General features: G+C 46.6%; 19 protein-coding genes. 12 read left to right on the top strand and 7 right to left on the bottom strand.

Annotated features, from left to right (window positions below; translation table 11 throughout):
- Window positions 1-269: 269 nt before the first annotated feature.
- The gene (locus KGF88_RS13850) at window positions 270-1,973 is read right to left on the bottom strand and encodes a S8 family serine peptidase (RefSeq protein ID WP_228759581.1); all 1,704 of its coding nucleotides are present in this window, start codon (window positions 1,971-1,973) and stop codon (window positions 270-272) included.
- A gap of 199 nt (window positions 1,974-2,172) precedes the next feature.
- Between KGF88_RS13850 and trmA the strand changes: the two genes are divergently transcribed.
- A complete protein-coding gene (trmA, locus tag KGF88_RS13845; RefSeq protein ID WP_153827258.1) occupies window positions 2,173-3,276 on the top strand; it encodes a tRNA (uridine(54)-C5)-methyltransferase TrmA in 1,104 nt (367 codons plus the stop codon).
- Window position 3,277: 1 nt separating this feature from the next.
- Here trmA and KGF88_RS13840 read toward each other — a convergent pair whose 3' ends face one another.
- From KGF88_RS13840 to efp, 3 genes are all read right to left on the bottom strand, one after another.
- Window positions 3,278-3,658, bottom strand: a complete 381-nt coding sequence (locus tag KGF88_RS13840; RefSeq protein WP_110076991.1) for a MerC domain-containing protein — start codon at window positions 3,656-3,658, stop codon at window positions 3,278-3,280.
- Between the two features lie 63 nt (window positions 3,659-3,721).
- Window positions 3,722-4,693 (bottom strand): EF-P lysine aminoacylase EpmA, encoded by a 972-nt coding sequence (gene epmA / locus KGF88_RS13835; RefSeq protein ID WP_162014629.1) that lies wholly within the window; start codon window positions 4,691-4,693, stop codon window positions 3,722-3,724.
- An 18-nt stretch (window positions 4,694-4,711) separates the two neighbouring features.
- Window positions 4,712-5,281 (bottom strand): elongation factor P, encoded by a 570-nt coding sequence (gene efp / locus KGF88_RS13830; protein ID WP_110076993.1) that lies wholly within the window; start codon window positions 5,279-5,281, stop codon window positions 4,712-4,714.
- A 110-nt stretch (window positions 5,282-5,391) separates the two neighbouring features.
- Between efp and epmB the strand changes: the two genes are divergently transcribed.
- Window positions 5,392-6,390, top strand: coding sequence for an EF-P beta-lysylation protein EpmB (gene epmB, locus KGF88_RS13825; RefSeq protein WP_257119945.1), 999 nt, complete (start codon window positions 5,392-5,394; stop codon window positions 6,388-6,390).
- 32 nt (window positions 6,391-6,422) lie between these two features.
- Here epmB and KGF88_RS13820 read toward each other — a convergent pair whose 3' ends face one another.
- From KGF88_RS13820 to KGF88_RS13810, 3 genes are all read right to left on the bottom strand, one after another.
- Window positions 6,423-6,932, bottom strand: a complete 510-nt coding sequence (locus KGF88_RS13820; RefSeq protein ID WP_162014628.1) for a DUF3016 domain-containing protein — start codon at window positions 6,930-6,932, stop codon at window positions 6,423-6,425.
- Between the two features lie 153 nt (window positions 6,933-7,085).
- Window positions 7,086-8,720: a chaperonin GroEL gene (gene groL / locus KGF88_RS13815; RefSeq protein ID WP_110076995.1), complete on the bottom strand. Its 1,635-nt coding sequence runs from the start codon at window positions 8,718-8,720 to the stop codon at window positions 7,086-7,088.
- A gap of 12 nt (window positions 8,721-8,732) precedes the next feature.
- Entirely contained in the window at window positions 8,733-9,026 is a 294-nt protein-coding gene (locus KGF88_RS13810) for a co-chaperone GroES (RefSeq protein WP_110076996.1), read from the bottom strand.
- Between the two features lie 195 nt (window positions 9,027-9,221).
- Between KGF88_RS13810 and cutA the strand changes: the two genes are divergently transcribed.
- The 10 genes from cutA (at window position 9,222) to KGF88_RS13760 (ending at window position 18,775) form a co-directional block, all read left to right on the top strand.
- Window positions 9,222-9,551, top strand: coding sequence for a divalent-cation tolerance protein CutA (gene cutA / locus KGF88_RS13805; protein ID WP_153827256.1), 330 nt, complete (start codon window positions 9,222-9,224; stop codon window positions 9,549-9,551).
- Window positions 9,548-11,344 (top strand): protein-disulfide reductase DsbD, encoded by a 1,797-nt coding sequence (locus tag KGF88_RS13800; protein ID WP_153827255.1) that lies wholly within the window; start codon window positions 9,548-9,550, stop codon window positions 11,342-11,344. Before cutA ends, KGF88_RS13800 begins: the two co-directional genes overlap by 4 nt.
- A gap of 156 nt (window positions 11,345-11,500) precedes the next feature.
- Entirely contained in the window at window positions 11,501-11,968 is a 468-nt protein-coding gene (gene aroQ / locus KGF88_RS13795; RefSeq protein ID WP_153827254.1) for a type II 3-dehydroquinate dehydratase, read from the top strand.
- 24 nt (window positions 11,969-11,992) lie between these two features.
- Entirely contained in the window at window positions 11,993-12,448 is a 456-nt protein-coding gene (accB, locus tag KGF88_RS13790; RefSeq protein WP_153827253.1) for an acetyl-CoA carboxylase biotin carboxyl carrier protein, read from the top strand.
- A gap of 23 nt (window positions 12,449-12,471) precedes the next feature.
- On the top strand, window positions 12,472-13,821 hold the full coding sequence (gene accC, locus KGF88_RS13785; protein ID WP_153827252.1) for an acetyl-CoA carboxylase biotin carboxylase subunit: 1,350 nt from the start codon (window positions 12,472-12,474) through the stop codon (window positions 13,819-13,821).
- Window positions 13,822-13,826: 5 nt separating this feature from the next.
- Window positions 13,827-14,708 (top strand): 50S ribosomal protein L11 methyltransferase, encoded by an 882-nt coding sequence (gene prmA, locus KGF88_RS13780; protein ID WP_153827251.1) that lies wholly within the window; start codon window positions 13,827-13,829, stop codon window positions 14,706-14,708.
- 124 nt (window positions 14,709-14,832) lie between these two features.
- Window positions 14,833-15,798 (top strand): tRNA dihydrouridine synthase DusB, encoded by a 966-nt coding sequence (gene dusB, locus KGF88_RS13775; RefSeq protein ID WP_110077003.1) that lies wholly within the window; start codon window positions 14,833-14,835, stop codon window positions 15,796-15,798.
- Between the two features lie 17 nt (window positions 15,799-15,815).
- A complete protein-coding gene (fis, locus tag KGF88_RS13770) occupies window positions 15,816-16,109 on the top strand; it encodes a DNA-binding transcriptional regulator Fis (RefSeq protein WP_110077004.1) in 294 nt (97 codons plus the stop codon).
- A 160-nt stretch (window positions 16,110-16,269) separates the two neighbouring features.
- Complete coding sequence (purH, locus tag KGF88_RS13765; RefSeq protein ID WP_153827250.1) at window positions 16,270-17,838, top strand: bifunctional phosphoribosylaminoimidazolecarboxamide formyltransferase/IMP cyclohydrolase; 1,569 nt, start codon at window positions 16,270-16,272, stop codon at window positions 17,836-17,838.
- Between the two features lie 88 nt (window positions 17,839-17,926).
- The gene (locus KGF88_RS13760; RefSeq protein ID WP_153827249.1) at window positions 17,927-18,775 is read left to right on the top strand and encodes a class I SAM-dependent methyltransferase; all 849 of its coding nucleotides are present in this window, start codon (window positions 17,927-17,929) and stop codon (window positions 18,773-18,775) included.
- Window positions 18,776-18,785 lie beyond the last annotated feature (10 nt).

The raw sequence follows: 18,785 nt of genomic DNA, 5'->3' as shown, positions 1-18,785 counted from the left end.
CTTGCGTTTCAGCAAGCAAGGCGGCGTATTCTACAGCCTTGGAGTTTTGTGTCAAGCCTTTCGGCAAACTTTTTCTGACTCAAAACTTGTGCTTTTGGCGACTTCGTTGTCTGCCTCAAGCGTGGGGCGCATTTTAGAGATTTTACTGGCAAGGTCAAGCGCCTTTTTCAACTTTTTAAGTGTTTTTTTACTGACTGCTGATTTTGTGTTCACCCCGCATAAAAAAAGCTCACAAAGGTGAGCTTTTTGTTACTAATCCAGTGAAAAGGCTATTTTTTACCGCCTTTACCATTTCCTTTACCGCTACCAGGATTACTACCATCTTCTCCCCCAGTATCACCGCCACCGGTATTATCACCGCCATTTCCACTACAACCATAACTATCTAAGTAATCAACCGCGGCTTTTGCCTGTACTAAGCCGTAACCATAGGCATTGTCTTTACCGCTAGTACCTAAGTCTTTAGCTGTGTTGGTTAGTGCGGTGCGAATATCTTGGTTGCTACAGGTTGTATGATAAGACCAAACAAGTGCTGCAACACCAGCAACATGCGGTGATGCCATTGACGTGCCATCAAAGAAAGCCCAATCGCTGGTAGCTGAACCTACTGAGGTGCTACTACCGAGTTGGGTTAACAAAGTCGCACCATCGGCAGCGCTAATACCGACTGCTGGAATACTGGCAGCATAATCACCTAGGGTTGCCAGTAACTCACCCGGTTCATTGTTATATATAACAGCACCCACACCACCACCGGCTTCACAGGCTTGTACCTTTTCAGCGAAAGATACCACGCCACGTTCAATCAAGCAGACTTGATTAGCTACATTTGTACATGCTGCATCAGCAATGCCGCAAGCAGCTAAAGCGCCCGTGGCAATAATTGGCAGCGCGCCATCGATCGAAGTGGCTGTGTATTGGGTGTTCGCTACGGTTAATTCTACTTTTTCACCGGTACCCCGAGGTACAGAAGATAAAACACTGACCCCAGGTGCAGCCAACTCAACTTGATCTGTCTGTTGAGAAAAGCTGGCTATTTGTTCGTTAGCATCAACTGCAGCGACTGATACGACCGATGCATAAGAAGCAGGATAAGAATGTCGTGTATTGCCGTCATTACCTGCGGCAGCGACACTTAGCACGCCGGCATTGGCAAGATTGGTAAAAGCTCGTTCTTCAGCTTTGCTCGCACGAGAACCACCTAGACTCATATTGATTACTTGGGCGCCAGCTGTTACACATTCATCGGTCGCGGCAATCAATGAAGAAGAATAGGCCCAACCCGATTCAGCAAAGACCTTCACGATGTGAAGATTGATTTGCCCATTTGGCAACACTCCAACAACGCCTTCACCATTGGTTAACGCCGCAATAGTTCCGGCAACGTGGGTACCATGACCGTTCTCATCGGTATACCAATTGCCGGTACCAGCATCAAAACTACCAGAAACATTCGTCTGAGGCAGATCCGGATGGCCTAAATCATACCCTGAATCGATAATGCAAAGAGTTCGACTACCTGCGGCACCATCACTCAATAAGTCTGCTTGTACCTGACTGATGCCGTAAGGCTTACCAGGTTCGTATTGAGTACTGTAGAGATAGCGCTTCTCATCCGGCTCTACTGAAATCACATTCGGATTATTACGTAGCCCCTGAATTGCATTAGCAGAAACTTCCAACGCCATCATGTTACGTTCAGGAAGATCAAGAACGATAAACTTAGGAGGCCAGGGCTCTCTTGGTTTTTCTTTTTTTTTAGTATCCGTAGGCGGAGGCGTTGGCTCAGGTTTGCTGGCATCATTTGCCATCACGTAGTCAGCTATGAGTCTTTGTGTACCTGGTTTGAATTCGACTAACACTCGCTCTTTGTTGTGGCCAGCCGAATCGGGCTGCTCCGCATGAACGGCCGATGCAACACACAAGGCCGCCGTGGTTATGGCAAACATTCCTAACTTGGACACTTTAGACATAGCTGAAACCTTTTTATATATTATTCTATTTATGGGAGTTTCTTAGATAAAAATATCTAACCCTGTCATCATTGTCTATATTTCCGATAGGTGCAATGTCATAGGTAGATTTTTACATTTTGAATTGCTCGGTCATGCTAGTAGACATTTTTAAGTCGAAGGTTACAATGCCCAGTCTTTTTTAGCGATAGGAGCAACCATGACTACAGGTGCAGTTAATCCGGCCCACTATGCCAGTCAACTTGAGACTAAAGTAACGCGCTTGCAACAGCTGCTGGCTCCTTATACTGCGGCATCGCCAACAGTATTTTCCTCGCCGGCCTCACATTATCGGATGCGCGCCGAATTTAGAGTTTGGCATGACGGCGATGACCTGTTCTACATCATGTTTGACGCAGAAACGCGCGCTAAGATACGCACCGATCAATTTCCAGTAGGGAGTGAGCTTATTAATCACTTGATGCCGGCCATTATTGACTACGTTAAATACCAACCGGTACTGCGCAATAAGCTTTTTCAGGTAGAGTTTCTTACCACAACCACAGACCAAGCACTGATTTCATTAATCTATCATCGCCAATTAGATGAAGAGTGGCAGTTATTCGCACAGCAATTAAAGCAGCACTTAAGCCAATATGGTGAGATTCATATTATCGGCCGAGCAAAAAAGCAAAAAATCTGTCTTGAGCAAGATTGGGTGACTGAGACTTTAACGATTGCCGGGCGTGATTACTCTTTTCAACAAGTTGAAAATAGCTTTACGCAACCTAATGCTGCAGTAAATAAGCATATGATTGAATGGGCCCTAGCAGCCACACAAGACCGTCCTGGCGACTTACTCGAACTGTATTGTGGTAATGGGAATTTCAGTTTGCCGTTAGCACAAAACTTTGACCGGGTGTTGGCTACAGAAATAAGTAAAACTTCTGTCGCTTCTGCCATTTATAACTGCGAATTAAATAAGATAAAGAATGTCACTTTAGTTAGGATGTCTGCTGAAGATTTCAGTGCCGTTCTGGCTGGCAGTAAACAATCTCGCCGCGCGACTGAGGCCGATGTTTTGAGTTTTAATTGCCAAACGGTTTTAGTGGATCCGCCAAGAGCTGGATTAGATATGGATACGATTGAGCTTGTACGTCAGTACGAGATGATTGTTTATATTTCCTGTAACCCGGAAACCTTAGCTGAAAACATTGGCCAATTAGCCAACACTCACGAAGTTACCCAAACGGCGTTATTTGATCAGTTTCCATATACTCATCACATGGAAGCCGGGGTTATCCTAACTCGTAAAGTGCAATAGCCTATTGCACTTGAGGCTTGATCGGACAGCTGCGTACTAATCTTAAGTTAACCCAGTGCGCAGCAATGATCAGACCGGCACCAATGAGAATAACTAAAGGTTCAGCAAACTCACCAAAGCTATCTTTATTCCAGTAAACAGCGCCACCGCAAATTAATAATAATAACGGGTACCATTGCGCATGTTTCCGCACGCCGAAGCCTAAGGCGATAAGACCAATCACAATACTCAACGAAAGGATGGTACGCTCTAAAAACTCTTCGCCAATAAAAGATAAACCAATCACCGATAACAACGGTAAAATCACAGGCAAAGCGAGGCAATGTAACGCACATAAGGTGGTTACCCAAATACCAGTTTTGTCGAGCGAACGTTGCGTCATGATAATCCGTGCTTTTACTTAAGGTGTGCCAAGACAGTCGTGTTATATTATAACATTACTTAATCAGGCGCAAGACAGATCAAAAGGTAGCACAGATTGAATGTTCGCCTTTTTGCTTTGGATCATGAGTAGTCGGTCAAAGCCTAAAGCGACTCCGGCACAGTTCGGAAACCCTGCAGCAAGTGCTTGTAGTAATCGCGTGTCGGCTGCAGCTTGAGGACGCCCCAACTGCAAACGTAGTTGATTATCTATCGCAAAACGTTGGGTTTGTTCGGTTGCTTGCGTCAGCTCTTGATAGCCATTGGCAAGCTCTATTCCGCCTGCATACACCTCAAATCGCAAGGCCACACGACTATCATCAGCGGCAATTTCTGCCAAGGCTGCTTGGCTACTCGGAAAATGAGTGACAATGGTTATTGCGTCAATATTTAAGCGAGGCTCAATCACGCAAGCCATGGCCAATTGCAATAAAGTGTCTCGATCGTCCTCGCGCTCGGCTAAATCTGCAACTTCGGTGTAATCACTTAAAGCCCGTTGCAGTTGCGAGACTGAAGCCGCAAGAGGATCAACTGCGAGATAACGCTGAAAGAGCTCTTGATAGGTTTGTTGGACAACCATACGCTCACCCAACACTAATAATAGGAGTTCGACGACTTCCGCAATAAGCTCTGCCATCGTAAAGCCAACACGATACCATTCTAACATCGTGAATTCAGGGTTATGCCGTGGCCCTACTTCATCATCCCGAAAGACTTTTCCAAGTTGATAGATGCTACAACCATAAGCAGCCAGCAGGCGCTTCATGGCGTACTCGGGTGATGTCTGTAGATAAAAAGGTTGGTTTGGTAACACCGCAATTTCGGTTTGCAGATTACTCAGATGAACATCGGTTACGCCATAGCGTGACAGCAATGGCGTATCCACTTCTAGCACCTGACGTTGCCAGAAAAACTCTCGAAGTTGGCGTAGCAATGCTGCCCGTTGTTGCAATAATTCTAACGACGCGGATGGCCGCCAATTATCTGATAGCTGCACTGCTATGCCCTAACTGATTTACTTTTGTACGCGTGATACGTATTCGCCAGAGCGAGTATCTACTTTAATGATTTCGCCAATCTGTACGAATAATGGAACCCGAACCACCGCGCCTGTAGACAACGTAGCTGGCTTACCACCGGTACCAGCAGTATCACCTTTCAAACCAGGATCGGTTTCAACGATCTCTAACTCAACAAAGTTAGGTGGTGTTACCGCGATCGGGTTACCGTTCCAAAGTGTTAACGTACATACATCTTGCTCAACTAACCATTTGGTCATGTCGCCCACAGCTTTTGCATCGGCAGCCAATTGCTCAAAGGTTTCGTTGTTCATAAAATGCCAGAACTCGCCATCGTTATAGAGATAGGCTAAATCAACATCAACAACATCCGCACCTTCTACTGAGTCACCTGATTTGAAGGTCTTCTCAACAACTTTGCCGCTGATTAATTTACGAATACGAACACGGTTAAAGGCTTGCCCTTTACCAGGCTTAACCATTTCGTTTTCTACAATTGAACAGGGCTCACCATCTTGCATGATTTTTAAGCCAGCTTTAAATTCGTTTGTGCTGTAATTCGCCATAGCTTCCTCGTATGCTTTTAAATTAAGCGATTTCGCGCGCAATAATAAACCATAACGCAGTATTTTTCAGGTAAAATAATTCGTTCGTGGAAATAATAAGTAGGTTTTTTGTGTCCGATTCTCAAGCAGTATCCATTCGTCCTCTGTGGCAACAGCAGTTAGCGCAAGCAATAACCTCACCCGAACAGCTTGGTGAGTTACTGCAACTACCGGCTAGCTGGGTTGCTCAACATCGCGAAGCAAGGCGTCTGTTTCCACTGCGGGTGACGCCTCATTTTGTGAAGTTGATGCAGCCAGGTGATTGCAATGACCCTTTGCTCTTGCAGGTGATGCCGCACCACAACGAATTTACTGAACATCCAGAATTTACCAAAGACCCTTTAGCTGAGCAGTCTAATACACAGCCGGGGATTCTACATAAATATAAGTCGCGCGTGTTAGTTATCTTAAAAGGTGGCTGTGCGATTAACTGCCGCTATTGTTTTCGTCGTCATTTTCCTTATCAACAGCATAGCTTTGGTAGGTCTGAACTGGCCAGCTTAGTTGCCACCATAGCGTCGGATACCAATATTAATGAAGTGATTTTAAGTGGCGGCGATCCCCTTTTGGCTACCGATGAAAAGCTTGATGAGATACTAACAACCTTAGAGCAACTACCGCAATTACGCCGCATACGAATCCACTCACGGCTACCCGTAGTATTGCCGACGCGATTAACCAGCAAGCTTGCCGAGCGCTTAGCCCGAAGTCACCTGCAAGCTATTCTGGTGTTGCATATCAATCACCCACGAGAAGTAGCAGACGAATTAGCTGCGGCCGCACAAGTTTGGCATCAAGCCGGTGTTACACTGCTAAATCAAAGCGTGCTGTTAAAGGGGATTAATGACTCAGTTACCTGCCTAAGTGAACTAAGCGAAAAACTCTTTGCCGCCAACATCATGCCTTATTATCTACATCAATTAGATAAAGTGGCTGGTGCCAGTCATTTTGCCGTTACCGATGAAGCAGCCCTTAAGCTGTATCAACAATTATTAGCTGAACTACCGGGCTTTTTAGTGCCAAAGTTAGTTCGAGAAATTGCCGGCGAAGCAAGTAAAACGCCACTCTGAAGGAGTGGCGTTTGCAGTATTGAAAGAGCTAGTTAAAAATACTCTTTAAAGTTATCTTTGAACCAATCACGAAGCAGTTGTTTCTCAAAGTAAACATTATCACGGCTACTACGCATGATTTCACGTCGAGTAATAATGCTACCTAAATCTTTTATCCGTTCCTCACCTTCTTGGATAACTTGTCCGTTAGCATCGGTATAACTGTAGGTAAACTTAATCATTGGATAACTAATCTCGTCGACCACACGCTGATAGCGCATTCCAGTATCAACAAAGACCGGCTCAACACGCCCAGTTAAATCGAGATCATTAATAGTTATGGTGAACTGATGATCGGCTGGCAGCTTCTCAGCTAATTCACCAATATAAGCAGTAAGTTCGTCCATAACACGCTGTTCAAAGCGGTCTTGTTTATCGCCAACAGCTTCAATATCAAAGAATTTTTTGGGGTCACCCCAACTAACGTTCGCTTCCGCTGCGATCGCGGTTTGATGACATAACCCAGCTAAAATCAAACCAGTTACTAATAGAGTTTTTTTCATCTTTTGAGTCCTCCTATGAGACGCTCGATATCGCATTATATGCGCTTCTATTAGTTTAGACGCTACTCGGATTAAAAGTGTGACATACAAAATAAAAAAAGGGAGATGCCGAAACACCTCCCTGTTTTGAATGGTTTTATGACGTAATCGAAATTACATCATGCCGCCCATTCCACCCATGCCGCCCATATCTGGAGCAGCTGGCTCATCTTTTGGCACTTCCGCTACCATAGCTTCGGTAGTAATCATCAGGGCCGCGATAGATGAAGCAAACTGTAACGCTGAACGAGTTACTTTGGTTGGATCCAAAATACCCATTTCTAGCATGTCGCCATACACGTCTTGACCTGCGTTGTAACCGTAGTTACCTTCGCCGTTTTTCACGTTATTGGCTACTACAGAACCTTCAGCGCCAGCGTTAGTAGCGATTTGACGCAGTGGTGATTCCATCGCACGAAGTGCTAACTTGATACCTACGTTTTGGTCTTCATTATCACCACGTAAGTCAGCAAGTTTGCTAGCAGCTCGCACTAATGCTACACCACCACCAGGCACAACGCCTTCTTCTACCGCTGCGCGAGTTGCATGCAGAGCATCTTCAACACGTGCTTTCTTCTCTTTCATTTCTACTTCAGTCGCAGCACCTACTTTAATAACTGCAACACCGCCAGCAAGTTTAGCTAAACGCTCTTGCAGTTTTTCGCGGTCGTAATCAGAAGTAGTTTCCTCTACTTGTTGACGAATCTGAGTAACACGGCCTTCAATGGCTGCTTGGTCGCCATTACCATCAACAATCGTGGTGTTGTCTTTGTTGATCACTACACGTTTGGCAGTACCTAGATCTTCAAGTTGAGCTTTCTCTAGTTCCATACCAATTTCTTCTGAAATCACAGTACCGCCAGTCAATACAGCGATGTCTTGCAACATAGCTTTACGGCGATCGCCGAAGCCTGGTGCTTTTACTGCCGCTACTTTCACGATGCCACGCATGTTGTTCACAACCAAAGTAGCTAAGGCTTCGCCTTCAACATCTTCGGCAATAATCAACAATGGCTTACCTGATTTAGCTACGCCTTCAAGAACTGGTAACAATTCACGAATGTTAGATACTTTTTTATCAACCAATAAAATAAACGGACTTTCTAATTCGACAGTGCCGTTTTCTTGGTTATTGATGAAGTATGGCGATAAGTAACCACGGTCAAACTGCATACCTTCAACAACGTCAAGTTCATCTTGCAATGCTTGACCTTCTTCAACCGTGATAACACCTTCTTTGCCTACCTTTTCCATCGCTTTAGCGATGATTTCACCGATGGTGCTATCTGAGTTAGCAGAGATAGTACCTACCTGAGCGATAGCTTTGGTATTGTCACAAGGTTGTGAAATTTTCTTCAGCTCTTCAACAGCACTAATGACGGCTTTATCAATACCGCGTTTCAAATCCATTGGATTCATGCCCGCAGCAACCGCTTTTAAGCCTTCGTTGACAATTGATTGTGCCAACACAGTAGCGGTGGTAGTACCGTCACCTGCTTCGTCATTAGCTTTAGAGGCGACTTCTTTCACCATCTGTGCGCCCATGTTTTCGAACTTATCTTCTAGTTCGATTTCTTTGGCTACTGAAACACCATCTTTGGTGATCAAAGGTGCGCCAAATGATTTTTCTAGGACGACGTTACGCCCCTTAGGGCCCAAAGTTACTTTAACTGCGTCAGCAAGAACGTTCACGCCTTTAAGCATGCGTTGACGTGCACTGTTTCCAAAAATGACTTCTTTAGCTGCCATGTTTATTTCTCCTTAGCCTTCTACGATCGCTAGAATGTCTGATTCGCTCATGATCAAGTACTCTTCACCCTCGATCTTTTGCGTCTTAACACCATATCCTTCGTTAAATAGCACGGTATCGCCAACTTTTACGTCTAGCGCTTTTACCTCGCCATTTTCAAGGATACGACCGTTACCTACAGCTACAACCTCACCTTGGGTTGATTTTTCTGCGGCTGAACCGGTCAATACAATACCACCAGCAGATTTAGTTTCTGCTTCTGAACGCTTAATGATCACTCGATCATGTAAAGGACGAAGTTTCATCTTGGATAACTCCTAAACCTAAGTTTGTGGGTTGATAAAAGCTTTGGGGATGAACCAAAGCAGTTAAAAAGTGAATGTGCACCAGTTATGGGGGGTAAAAATAAGAACTCAAGGTGCAATGATAAATTTTTTTTGTTTTCGTATACTGGTCGTAAGATAGTCTTTTAGCGTACTCAATGAGAAGAGATAAAACTAATGCCAACATCGTCAACCTATCGTATTGTGGTATGCAGTTGTCCTAGCAAGCAATCAGCCAAAGCCATTGCTGAAAAAGTTTTACGAGCGCGCTTAGCTGCCTGCGTTAATATTTCATCGCCAACAACATCCATGTATTGGTGGGATGATCATATCCATGCCGATGAAGAAGTCTTGTTGCAGATCAAGACAACCGTAGGCTGTCTTGAGGCACTCTTTGCGCTGGTGCAACAAGCACACCCCTACGATGTGGCGGAACTTATTGTTGTGCCTATTACGGAAGGCTCACCCGATTATTTAAATTGGATAACACAGGTCACCCAATCATGACAGTTAAGCAGTACCCTCTCGTTATTCTCTCTACTTTATTAGCGCTGGTATGGATGCTCACTGCTGGGGCTCAGGCACAACAGTTTCAGCTCCAAAGTAGTGACCCTTTTCAACAACCCGAATTCTTACCTGTTGACGAAGCTTTTGCGTTCAATTTTAAGCAAGACGGCGATCAGCTGACCTTACAATGGACCATTGCGCCATCTTATTATCTCTACCAGCACCGATTTGTGGTGAAAAGTGATGTGGCTTTGCAAGCGCAACCACAATTACCAAAAGGTGAGCCCCACGTTGATGAGTTTTTCGGCGAAACGGTGGTGTATCGCGATTACGTTGAAATCACTTATGAGTTGCAGCAGGCGGCGCCTCAGCAAACTTTCGTGATTTCTTATCAGGGCTGCGCCGATGCCGGTTTATGTTACCCGCCCACGGATAAAACCATTGCGCTGAATGCCGTACAAGCCACAGGCACGGCAGTGTCTTTTGAGCAGATCACTGCGAATAGTCAACAATCAGAATCTGCTAGCATTTTTGATGCAATTCATGAGCAGCCCCTGTGGTTGTCGCTGGGGTTATTTTTAGTCCTCGGGATTGGCTTAGCTTTTACGCCTTGCGTGTTGCCTATGTACCCGATTATTTCTGCCATCATCATGGGCTCTTCTGGGCCTGCTGCATCGGCTACTGGCTCGACAACAGCTGCGCGTAAACCCTTAACGACGCTGCGTGCATTTACCTTGTCGTTCGCTTATGTACAAGGGATGGCCGTGACCTATTCAGCACTAGGTATTGTGGTAGCCCTAGCTGGATTGCGCTATCAAGCCATGTTGCAGCACCCAGTTTTGTTAGTGGTGCTAGCCCTAGTGTTTGTGTTGCTGGCCCTGAGTATGATGGGTGTGTATACCATCACCTTACCGAGTAAGTGGCAAAATTACCTCAATAGTATTAGCCAAGGTCAACGTGGTGGAGCACATTCCAGTGTCTTTATCATGGGCGCCCTATCAGGATTAATAGCCTCACCATGCACTACCGCTCCGCTTTCTGGCGTGCTGCTATTCATTGCGCAGTCGGGCGATATCGTAAATGGCGGGGCCATTCTATATGCATTGAGTATCGGCATGGGCCTCCCCTTATTAGTGTTTGGAGTAACGGGTGGCAAACTATTGCCTAAAGCCGGCGCTTGGATGAACACAGTAAAACGGCTGTTCGGCGTTATCTTGCTCGCGGTTGCGCTGGTGTTAGTAGAGCGCCTTTTGCCCTTCCACGTAGCAGATTGGCTATGGGTGCTATTTATCTGTGCTAGTGCGATTTACCTTATTGTTAGCGGCTGGGCTGAAATGACGCGCAAACCAGCAATGGTGTTCAGCAGTGTTTGGCTGATTCTTGCTAGTGGCTTACTCTATGCCTGGTGGCCACAGCCTAGCAGCGCTCATTTGCCTTTCAAACAAGTGACGTCTGTTGCCGCAATTGAGGCCGAGTTAGCAGCAGCCGCAGCTAATCAACAGTGGGTGATGTTAGATTTGTACGCCGACTGGTGCGTTGCTTGTAAAGAGTTTGAGCGCTACACCTTTGCTAACGAGCAGGTTCAGCAAGCCTTGAGCGATGTGCGCTTGCTACAAGCTGACGTTACCGCCAACACGGCTGAGAACAATGCAATATTGCAGCACTACCAGGTATTAGGTTTGCCTACCATTTTATTTTTCTATGCCGGCGAGGAAGTTCAAGGTGCCAGAGTCACCGGGTTTTTACCGGCGGATGAATTTACAGAGCATGTGAAAAGTACAACAGAAAATTAAAGATTGCAGCGAACTGCGGTGATAAGACCAGTATTTTGCTGCGTAATCTCATTTTTTCTCTATAATGCCAAGATAAGCATGGAACTAGAGGCCAAATTTGGCCTCTAATTCTCTAAATTCCTAGAGACATGACGTTTCGCAGCAGATCGCAGCATTATGACGACAAAAAATGCCAGAACATCAAGACTATTGCTTCTCAATGGCCCCAACCTTAATTTGTTAGGCACTCGTGAGCCCGATATTTATGGTTCACAAACCCTCAATGATATTGAGCATCAACTGCGGCAACAAGCTGAGCAGTTAAACCTTGTTTTAGACTGCAGACAGTCTAATGCTGAGCATCAACTGCTTGAGTGGATTCATGAAGCTAGAACCACCCATGTCGATTTTATTCTAATCAACCCAGGCGCCTTTACTCATACTAGCATTGCCTTGCGTGATGCCTTGGCCGGGGTAGCTATTCCTTTTATCGAAGTACATCTTTCCAATATTCATGCACGCGAAGCCTTTCGTAAGCATTCTTATTTATCAGACCTAGCCGTAGGGGTTATCTGTGGACTTGGCGCGCAAGGCTATGGCCTCGCGTTGCAAGCAGCCCAGCAGCACTTACAGCACAACTCATAACATTTAATTAGGTAATTAATACTCATGGATATTCGTAAAATTAAGAAATTAATCGAACTGGTAGAAGAATCTGGTATCGCTGAATTAGAAATTACCGAAGGTGAAGAATCCGTTCGTATTCATCGTGGTGGCAGCCACAGCGCTCCGGTCCATTATCAAGCGGCACCGATGCATCATTATCCTGCTCCGGCACCAGCTCCGGTGGCGGCAGCACCTGCAGCAGAAGCAGCAGCGCCAGAAATTTCAGGCCATGTTGTTAAATCACCTATGGTAGGTACTTTCTACGCAGCTCCAGCACCGGGTGCCGCTGACTTTGTCAGCGTTGGCCAACAGGTTAAAGCTGGCGAAACCTTATGCATTGTTGAGGCGATGAAAATGATGAACCAGATCGAAGCCGACAAAGGTGGAGTGGTGAAACAAATTCTCGTAGAAAACGGTGAGCCGGTTGAGTTTGATCAGCCATTATTTGTTATTGAGTAACGGCATCTGCCAGGACCAAAATCATGTTAGATAAGGTTGTTATAGCTAACCGAGGCGAGATTGCGCTGCGTATTTTGCGCGCCTGTAAAGAGCTCGGAATTAAAACCGTAGCGGTACACTCTACCGTTGACCGCAATTTGAAGCATGTGCTGCTAGCCGATGAGTCTATCTGTATTGGCGATGCACCTGCTACTAATAGTTATTTGAATATTCCACGCATTATTAGTGCGGCGGAAATTACTGACGCAGCAGCTATCCACCCGGGTTATGGCTTTCTTGCTGAGAATGCCGACTTTGCCGAACAAGTAGAAAACTCTGGTTTCATTTTTGTCGGCCCAACCGCTGATGTTATTCGCCTGATGGGCGATAAAGTTTCTGCTATTGAGGCGATGAAGAAAGCAGGCGTGCCTTGTGTGCCTGGCTCTGGCGGTCCGTTAGGTGACGATGAAGCCACCAACTTAAAAACCGCTAAGCGTATTGGCTATCCAGTGATAGTAAAAGCTGCTGGGGGCGGCGGTGGTCGTGGCATGCGGGTCGTGCGTAAAGAAGACGAACTGATTCGCGCTATTAGCACCACCAAAGCAGAAGCCGGAGCAGCCTTCGGTAACTCCATGGTGTACATGGAGAAGTTTCTAGAGAATCCTCGCCATATTGAGATTCAAGTGTTGGCTGATGGTCAAGGTAACGCCGTTTACTTAGGTGAGCGTGATTGTTCGATGCAACGCCGCCACCAAAAGGTCGTTGAAGAAGCGCCAGCACCAGGCATTACCGCAGAAATGCGTAAGTTTATTGGTGATCGCTGTGCCAAAGCCTGTATCGAGATTGGCTATCGTGGTGCCGGTACGTTTGAGTTCCTTTACGAAAACGGCGAATTCTATTTCATTGAAATGAATACCCGTATTCAGGTTGAGCATCCAGTTACCGAAATGGTTACCGGGATCGATCTCATTAAAGAGCAGCTACGCATTGCCGCGGGTCGTCAATTATCGATTTCACAAGAAGACGTAGTGATTCGCGGACATGCTGTTGAATGTCGGATTAACGCAGAAGATCCAGCAACTTTTATTCCATCGCCGGGTACCATCACCCGCTTCCACCCACCAGGTGGTTTAGGAGTGCGTTGGGATTCGCATGTGTATGCAGATTATCGAGTACCACCTAATTACGATTCGATGATTGGCAAGTTAATTACCTATGGTGAAAATCGTGATGTAGCAATAGCGCGTATGCGCAATGCGCTGAGTGAGTTAATCATTGAAGGTATTAAAACCAATGTGCCATTGCAGAAAGACATCATGGCCGATGAAAACTTCCAGCACGGTGGCACGAACATCCACTATCTAGAGAAAAAGCTCGGCATGGGTGGTCACTAACGCCTATGCCTTGGATTCAACTTACCGTATCGGCTCCTGAAAAGCATGCGCCCCTTGTGGGCGACATGCTGCAGGGCAATGGCGCTATGGCCGTCACCTATCGCGATGCCCAAGACAACCCGATTTTTGAGCCTCCGCTGGGCGAACTCATCTATTGGCAGGAAACTCTAGTGACTGGTTTGTTTCCAGCTGAAACCGACCTTAAGCCAATCCTCGCTAACCTGCGCAAATCGAGTTACTTCAAAGACGAGCTACAATACAAAACCGATGCTCTTGAAGACAAAGATTGGGAGCGTGAGTGGATGGATAACTTTCATCCCATTCGTTTTGGTCAACGGCTGTGGGTTTGCCCTAGCTGGCGTGATATCCCCGAGCCCGATGCGGTCAATATCATGCTCGACCCGGGGATGGCCTTTGGTACAGGAACTCACCCTACTACGGCACTTTGTTTGGAATGGTTGGATAGCGCTGAGGTGACCGGTAAGACCGTGGTTGATTTTGGCTGTGGCTCAGGTATTTTGGCGATTGCAGCATTGTTGCTGGGTGCCAAGCAAGCTATTGGTACCGATATCGATCAACAAGCTCTGATTGCCAGTACCGCCAATGCTGAGCGCAATGGTGTTGCTGAACGCTTAGCCGTGTATTTACCAAGTCAGCAACCGGAGTTACAAGCCGAGTTGGTCATGGCCAATATTTTGGCCGGCCCCTTACAAGAATTAGCTCCGGTCATTAGTGCTTTTGTTGCTCCAGGCGGTGAACTCATCATGTCTGGTATTCTGGAGCGTCAAGTTCCGGCAGTACAAGCCGCTTATAACAAAGAATTCGACTTTAGCCCGGTTCGTATCAGCGAAGGTTGGGTGATGTTACACGCAAAACGCAAACACTAGTCTTGAGTAACTTTGTCAAGTGGAAAAAATGCAAAAAAGGCTGTTTTTGTACAAATTACAGCCTTTTCTTTCTGCGCTAAATTCCCTAAAATTTCCGACCCTTGAGTTGCACAGTTTTTAACCGATGCGGATCGGACCATATCCAATAGAAAATCCGGTAATTCTCGCACCCATGGCCGGTGTGACAGACCTTCCATTTCGACAGCTCTGCTTAGAATTGGGAGCCGGGTTGGCAGTGTCCGAAATGCTCTCGAGCAACCCGCAAGTGTGGGCCACTAAAAAGTCGCAAGACCGAATGGGCCATGCTGATGAGCCGGGGGTGAAAGCTGTGCAAATTGCAGGGTCAGAACCTGAATTGATGGCTGCGGCTGCTGTTCACAATGTTGAGCACGGAGCGCAAATCATTGATATCAATATGGGCTGCCCAGCAAAAAAGGTGAATAAGAAATTAGCCGGCTCGGCCCTGCTGCAGTATCCAAAGCTTGTAGAAGCTATTCTAACTGCTGTGGTAGCTGCTGTGGATGTGCCAGTCACGCTAAAAATTCGCACAGGCTGGACGCCTGAGCATCGTAACGGAGTAACCATTGCCCAAATTGCGGAGCAAGCGGGAATACAATCGTTAGCCGTACACGGACGTACTCGAGCTTGTATGTACAAAGGCCACGCCGAGTACGACACCATCAAAGCAATCAAGGCGGCGGTGTCGATACCCGTAGTTGCTAATGGCGACATTACGACGCCAGAAAAAGCACGCGAGGTTTTAGCGTATACCGGTGCCGACGCCATCATGATTGGTCGCGGCGCCCAAGGTAATCCTTGGTTGTTTCGTGAGATCGCCCATTTTTTAGCAACGGGCGAACACTTAGCACCACCAACGGCGCACGAAGTTAGCCGAGTTGTGCAGCAGCATGTGAAACGCTTGCACGCACACTATGGTGACTTTAGCGGTGTAAGGATTGCCAGAAAACATGTGGGTTGGTACTTGCAACAACAACAACCCAATGCGGATTTTCGCCAGCAGTTTTTGGTGATTGAGGATGCAGCCGAGCAACTCGACGCCTTGGCGAATTTTTTTGTAACAGTAAACTAAAGAGATAGAGCGCACCTATGTTTGATCAAAACGCACATCGTGACCCGGTTTCTCCATTTACCACCATTGGTAACAATGCCCAGCCGAAGCCACTACGTGATTCAGTAAAGCAAGCCATGAACTCATTCTTAAAGCAATTAGAAGGACATGATCCTGAAGAATTGTATGAGTTGGTTTTGGCTGAAGTTGAAGCACCGTTGTTAGAAGAGGTCATGACTTACACGCGTGGTAATCAAACCCGCGCCGCGACAATGCTTGGCATTAACCGTGGTACCTTGCGTAAGAAGCTGAAAAAATACGGCATGAACTAAGTGCCCCCAAAAAAAGAGCGCCTGGTGTGCTCTTTTTTTCTTTCTAATCCTCAGTTTTTAACGCCTAGGTTATTTGCTAACACGTACTTAAATTAACTATCTTAGTTTACTGGTATCTACTGAATACTTAATACTCACTATTAAAGAAAGGTAACATTTCATGCAACACCGCCCTATTCAACGCGCTTTACTCAGTGTTTCTGACAAAACTGGCATTGTCGAATTTGCTCAGGCTTTGGTGCAACGTGGCGTCGAGCTGCTCTCAACAGGTGGTACGGCAGCCTTACTGCGCCAGCACCAAATTGCCGTAACAGATGTGTCAGAACATACTGGCCAGCCGGAGATTATGGACGGTCGCGTAAAGACCTTGCATCCTAAAATTCATGGCGGCATTTTAGCTCGTCGTGATCGAGACCAAGCAGTGATGCAAGAGCAAGGTATTGCTGCCATAGATATGGTGGTAGTAAATTTATACCCGTTTGCAGAAACTGTCGCGAAACCAGATTGTAGCCATGCTGATGCGGTAGAGAATATTGATATTGGTGGCCCAACGATGGTCCGTGCAGCCGCCAAAAATCATCAAGACGTGACTATTATTGTGAATGCTGATGATTACGCCGCAGTTATTGCCGAGATGGATGCTAATCAAAACAGCCTAAGCTTCGATTCTCGTTTTAACTTAGCGATTAAAGCTTTTGAACACACAGCTCAATATGATGGCATGATTGCTCAATATTTTGGCGCACGGTTGCCCCAGCAAAGCAGTAAATTCCCACGTACCTTTAATACCCAGTTACAGAAGAAACAAGATTTACGCTATGGCGAAAACAGCCATCAGCAAGCCGCTTTTTATGTTGAGCACAAACCAGCAGAAGCATCAGTCGCCACTGCGATTCAGCTGCAGGGTAAAGAATTATCCTTTAATAACATTGCCGACACTGATGCCGCCCTTGAGTGTGTGAAATCTTTTACTGCACCAGCTTGTGTGATTGTGAAACATGCCAACCCATGTGGCGTGGCAATCGGCAACAATCCGTTGGATGCTTATGAACGCGCCTTTAAAACCGACCCAACCTCAGCCTTTGGTGGCATTATTGCTTTTAACCGTGAGCTTGACGGTGAGACCGCTGCTGCAATCGTGGCGCGTCAGTTTGTTGAGGTCATTATTGCCCCAGTGATTAGCCAAGCGGCTAAAGATGCACTCGCTAGCAAAACTAATGTGCGCGTACTCGAGTGTGGCGAATGGGCAGCACAACGAGTACCAAGCTTCGACTACAAACGCGTTAATGGTGGCTTGTTGGTGCAAGACAACGATTTAGGTGAAATCACCTTAGCCGATCTCAAAGTTGTTACCGACAAGCAGCCAACTGCCGCGCAATTGGAAGACTTGTTATTCTGCTGGAAAGTAGCCAAATTTGTGAAATCTAATGCGATTGTGTATGCCAAAGACGGTATGACGATTGGCGTTGGCGCCGGCCAAATGAGCCGGGTATACAGCGCTAAGATTGCTGGTATCAAAGCTGCTGATGAGAACCTTGAGGTAGCAGGCTCGGTGATGGCATCCGATGCCTTCTTCCCCTTCCGAGACGGAATTGACGCTGCTGCTGCCGCTGGTATTACTGCCATTATTCAACCCGGTGGATCGATTCGTGACGAAGAAATTATCGCAGCTGCCAACGAGCATGGGATCGCCATGGTCTTTACTGGAATGCGCCATTTCCGTCACTAATTCGTAGGTTATTGAGAGCGAGCTTAGTTGCTAACTGAACGATTAGCGCTAAGCTCATATAACTTAATGATGCAAAAGGAAACTAGCGATGCCCACTAAACGCCAACTATTAACCGGTGTAGCCGTAGCGCTACTGTTTACTCCGTTACTGGGCGCCTGCTCGAATGAAGCAGCTGCCCCTGCTCACAGCACCGCATTGGCCGAAGCCATGAATAGCCCGGCGCGCACGCCAAGCAACATGCAACGAGATCAGTACCGAAATCCCCAAGCAACACTCGAGTTTTTTGAAGTGGCGCCGCACCACACAGTGGTCGAGATTTGGCCAGGTGGTGGTTGGTATAGCGAAATCCTAGCCCCTTATCTGCATCAGCATGGGCAACTCTATGCGGCTGGCTTTGCCACTTCTGACGAGCGTGGTTTCGCTATTCGTGCGCGCGCTAACTATGCCGAACGAGTTGCTAACGATGCTCTGTTCGGTAACGTCATCATCACTGAATTTTCGCCCTTAGAGAATAGTACTATTGCACCACCAGCAAGTGCTGATAGAGTGCTCACCTTCCGTAACCTGCATAATTGGTACATGGCCAGTGGTGAAGCCGGTATGAAAGGTGCCTTTGCGACCTTTTATCAAGCTCTCAAACCCGGTGGCATGTTAGGGATTGTTGATCACCGGTTACCGGAAACTCGTCCGGATAGTGATATGGAATCAAGCGGCTATATCAAAGAAAGCTATACCATCGCACTCGCTGAGGCGGCTGGATTTGAACTGGTTGCGCGCAGTGAGATCAATGCGAATCCAAACGACACCACTGAGCATCCACGCGGCGTATGGACCTTGCCACCAACCTTAGCTGCCGGCGATCAAGATCGCGACAAGTATATTGAGATTGGTGAGAGTGACCGCTTTACGTTAAAATTTGTTAAACCTCATAATTAACGAGTACCTT

Source organism: Idiomarina loihiensis, from assembly GCF_024584785.1.
Lineage (GTDB): Bacteria > Pseudomonadota > Gammaproteobacteria > Enterobacterales > Alteromonadaceae > Pseudidiomarina > Pseudidiomarina fusca.
Note: the sequence above shows the minus strand (reverse complement) of the source record. Positions and strands in the feature narration are given on the sequence as shown.

Coding starts and splice junctions, on each gene's coding strand:
- trmA (WP_153827258.1), top strand. CDS start 2,173: ATGACTACAGGTGCAGTTAATCCGGCCCACTATGCCAGTCAACTTGAG.
- purH (WP_153827250.1), top strand. CDS start 16,270: ATGCAACACCGCCCTATTCAACGCGCTTTACTCAGTGTTTCTGACAAA.
- prmA (WP_153827251.1), top strand. CDS start 13,827: ATGCCTTGGATTCAACTTACCGTATCGGCTCCTGAAAAGCATGCGCCC.
- dusB (WP_110077003.1), top strand. CDS start 14,833: ATGCGGATCGGACCATATCCAATAGAAAATCCGGTAATTCTCGCACCC.
- KGF88_RS13850 (WP_228759581.1), bottom strand. CDS start 1,973: ATGTCTAAAGTGTCCAAGTTAGGAATGTTTGCCATAACCACGGCGGCC.
- cutA (WP_153827256.1), top strand. CDS start 9,222: ATGCCAACATCGTCAACCTATCGTATTGTGGTATGCAGTTGTCCTAGC.
- efp (WP_110076993.1), bottom strand. CDS start 5,281: ATGGCGAATTACAGCACAAACGAATTTAAAGCTGGCTTAAAAATCATG.
- KGF88_RS13810 (WP_110076996.1), bottom strand. CDS start 9,026: ATGAAACTTCGTCCTTTACATGATCGAGTGATCATTAAGCGTTCAGAA.
- fis (WP_110077004.1), top strand. CDS start 15,816: ATGTTTGATCAAAACGCACATCGTGACCCGGTTTCTCCATTTACCACC.
- KGF88_RS13820 (WP_162014628.1), bottom strand. CDS start 6,932: ATGAAAAAAACTCTATTAGTAACTGGTTTGATTTTAGCTGGGTTATGT.
- accB (WP_153827253.1), top strand. CDS start 11,993: ATGGATATTCGTAAAATTAAGAAATTAATCGAACTGGTAGAAGAATCT.
- groL (WP_110076995.1), bottom strand. CDS start 8,720: ATGGCAGCTAAAGAAGTCATTTTTGGAAACAGTGCACGTCAACGCATG.
- accC (WP_153827252.1), top strand. CDS start 12,472: ATGTTAGATAAGGTTGTTATAGCTAACCGAGGCGAGATTGCGCTGCGT.
- KGF88_RS13840 (WP_110076991.1), bottom strand. CDS start 3,658: ATGACGCAACGTTCGCTCGACAAAACTGGTATTTGGGTAACCACCTTA.
- KGF88_RS13760 (WP_153827249.1), top strand. CDS start 17,927: ATGCCCACTAAACGCCAACTATTAACCGGTGTAGCCGTAGCGCTACTG.
- aroQ (WP_153827254.1), top strand. CDS start 11,501: ATGACGACAAAAAATGCCAGAACATCAAGACTATTGCTTCTCAATGGC.
- KGF88_RS13800 (WP_153827255.1), top strand. CDS start 9,548: ATGACAGTTAAGCAGTACCCTCTCGTTATTCTCTCTACTTTATTAGCG.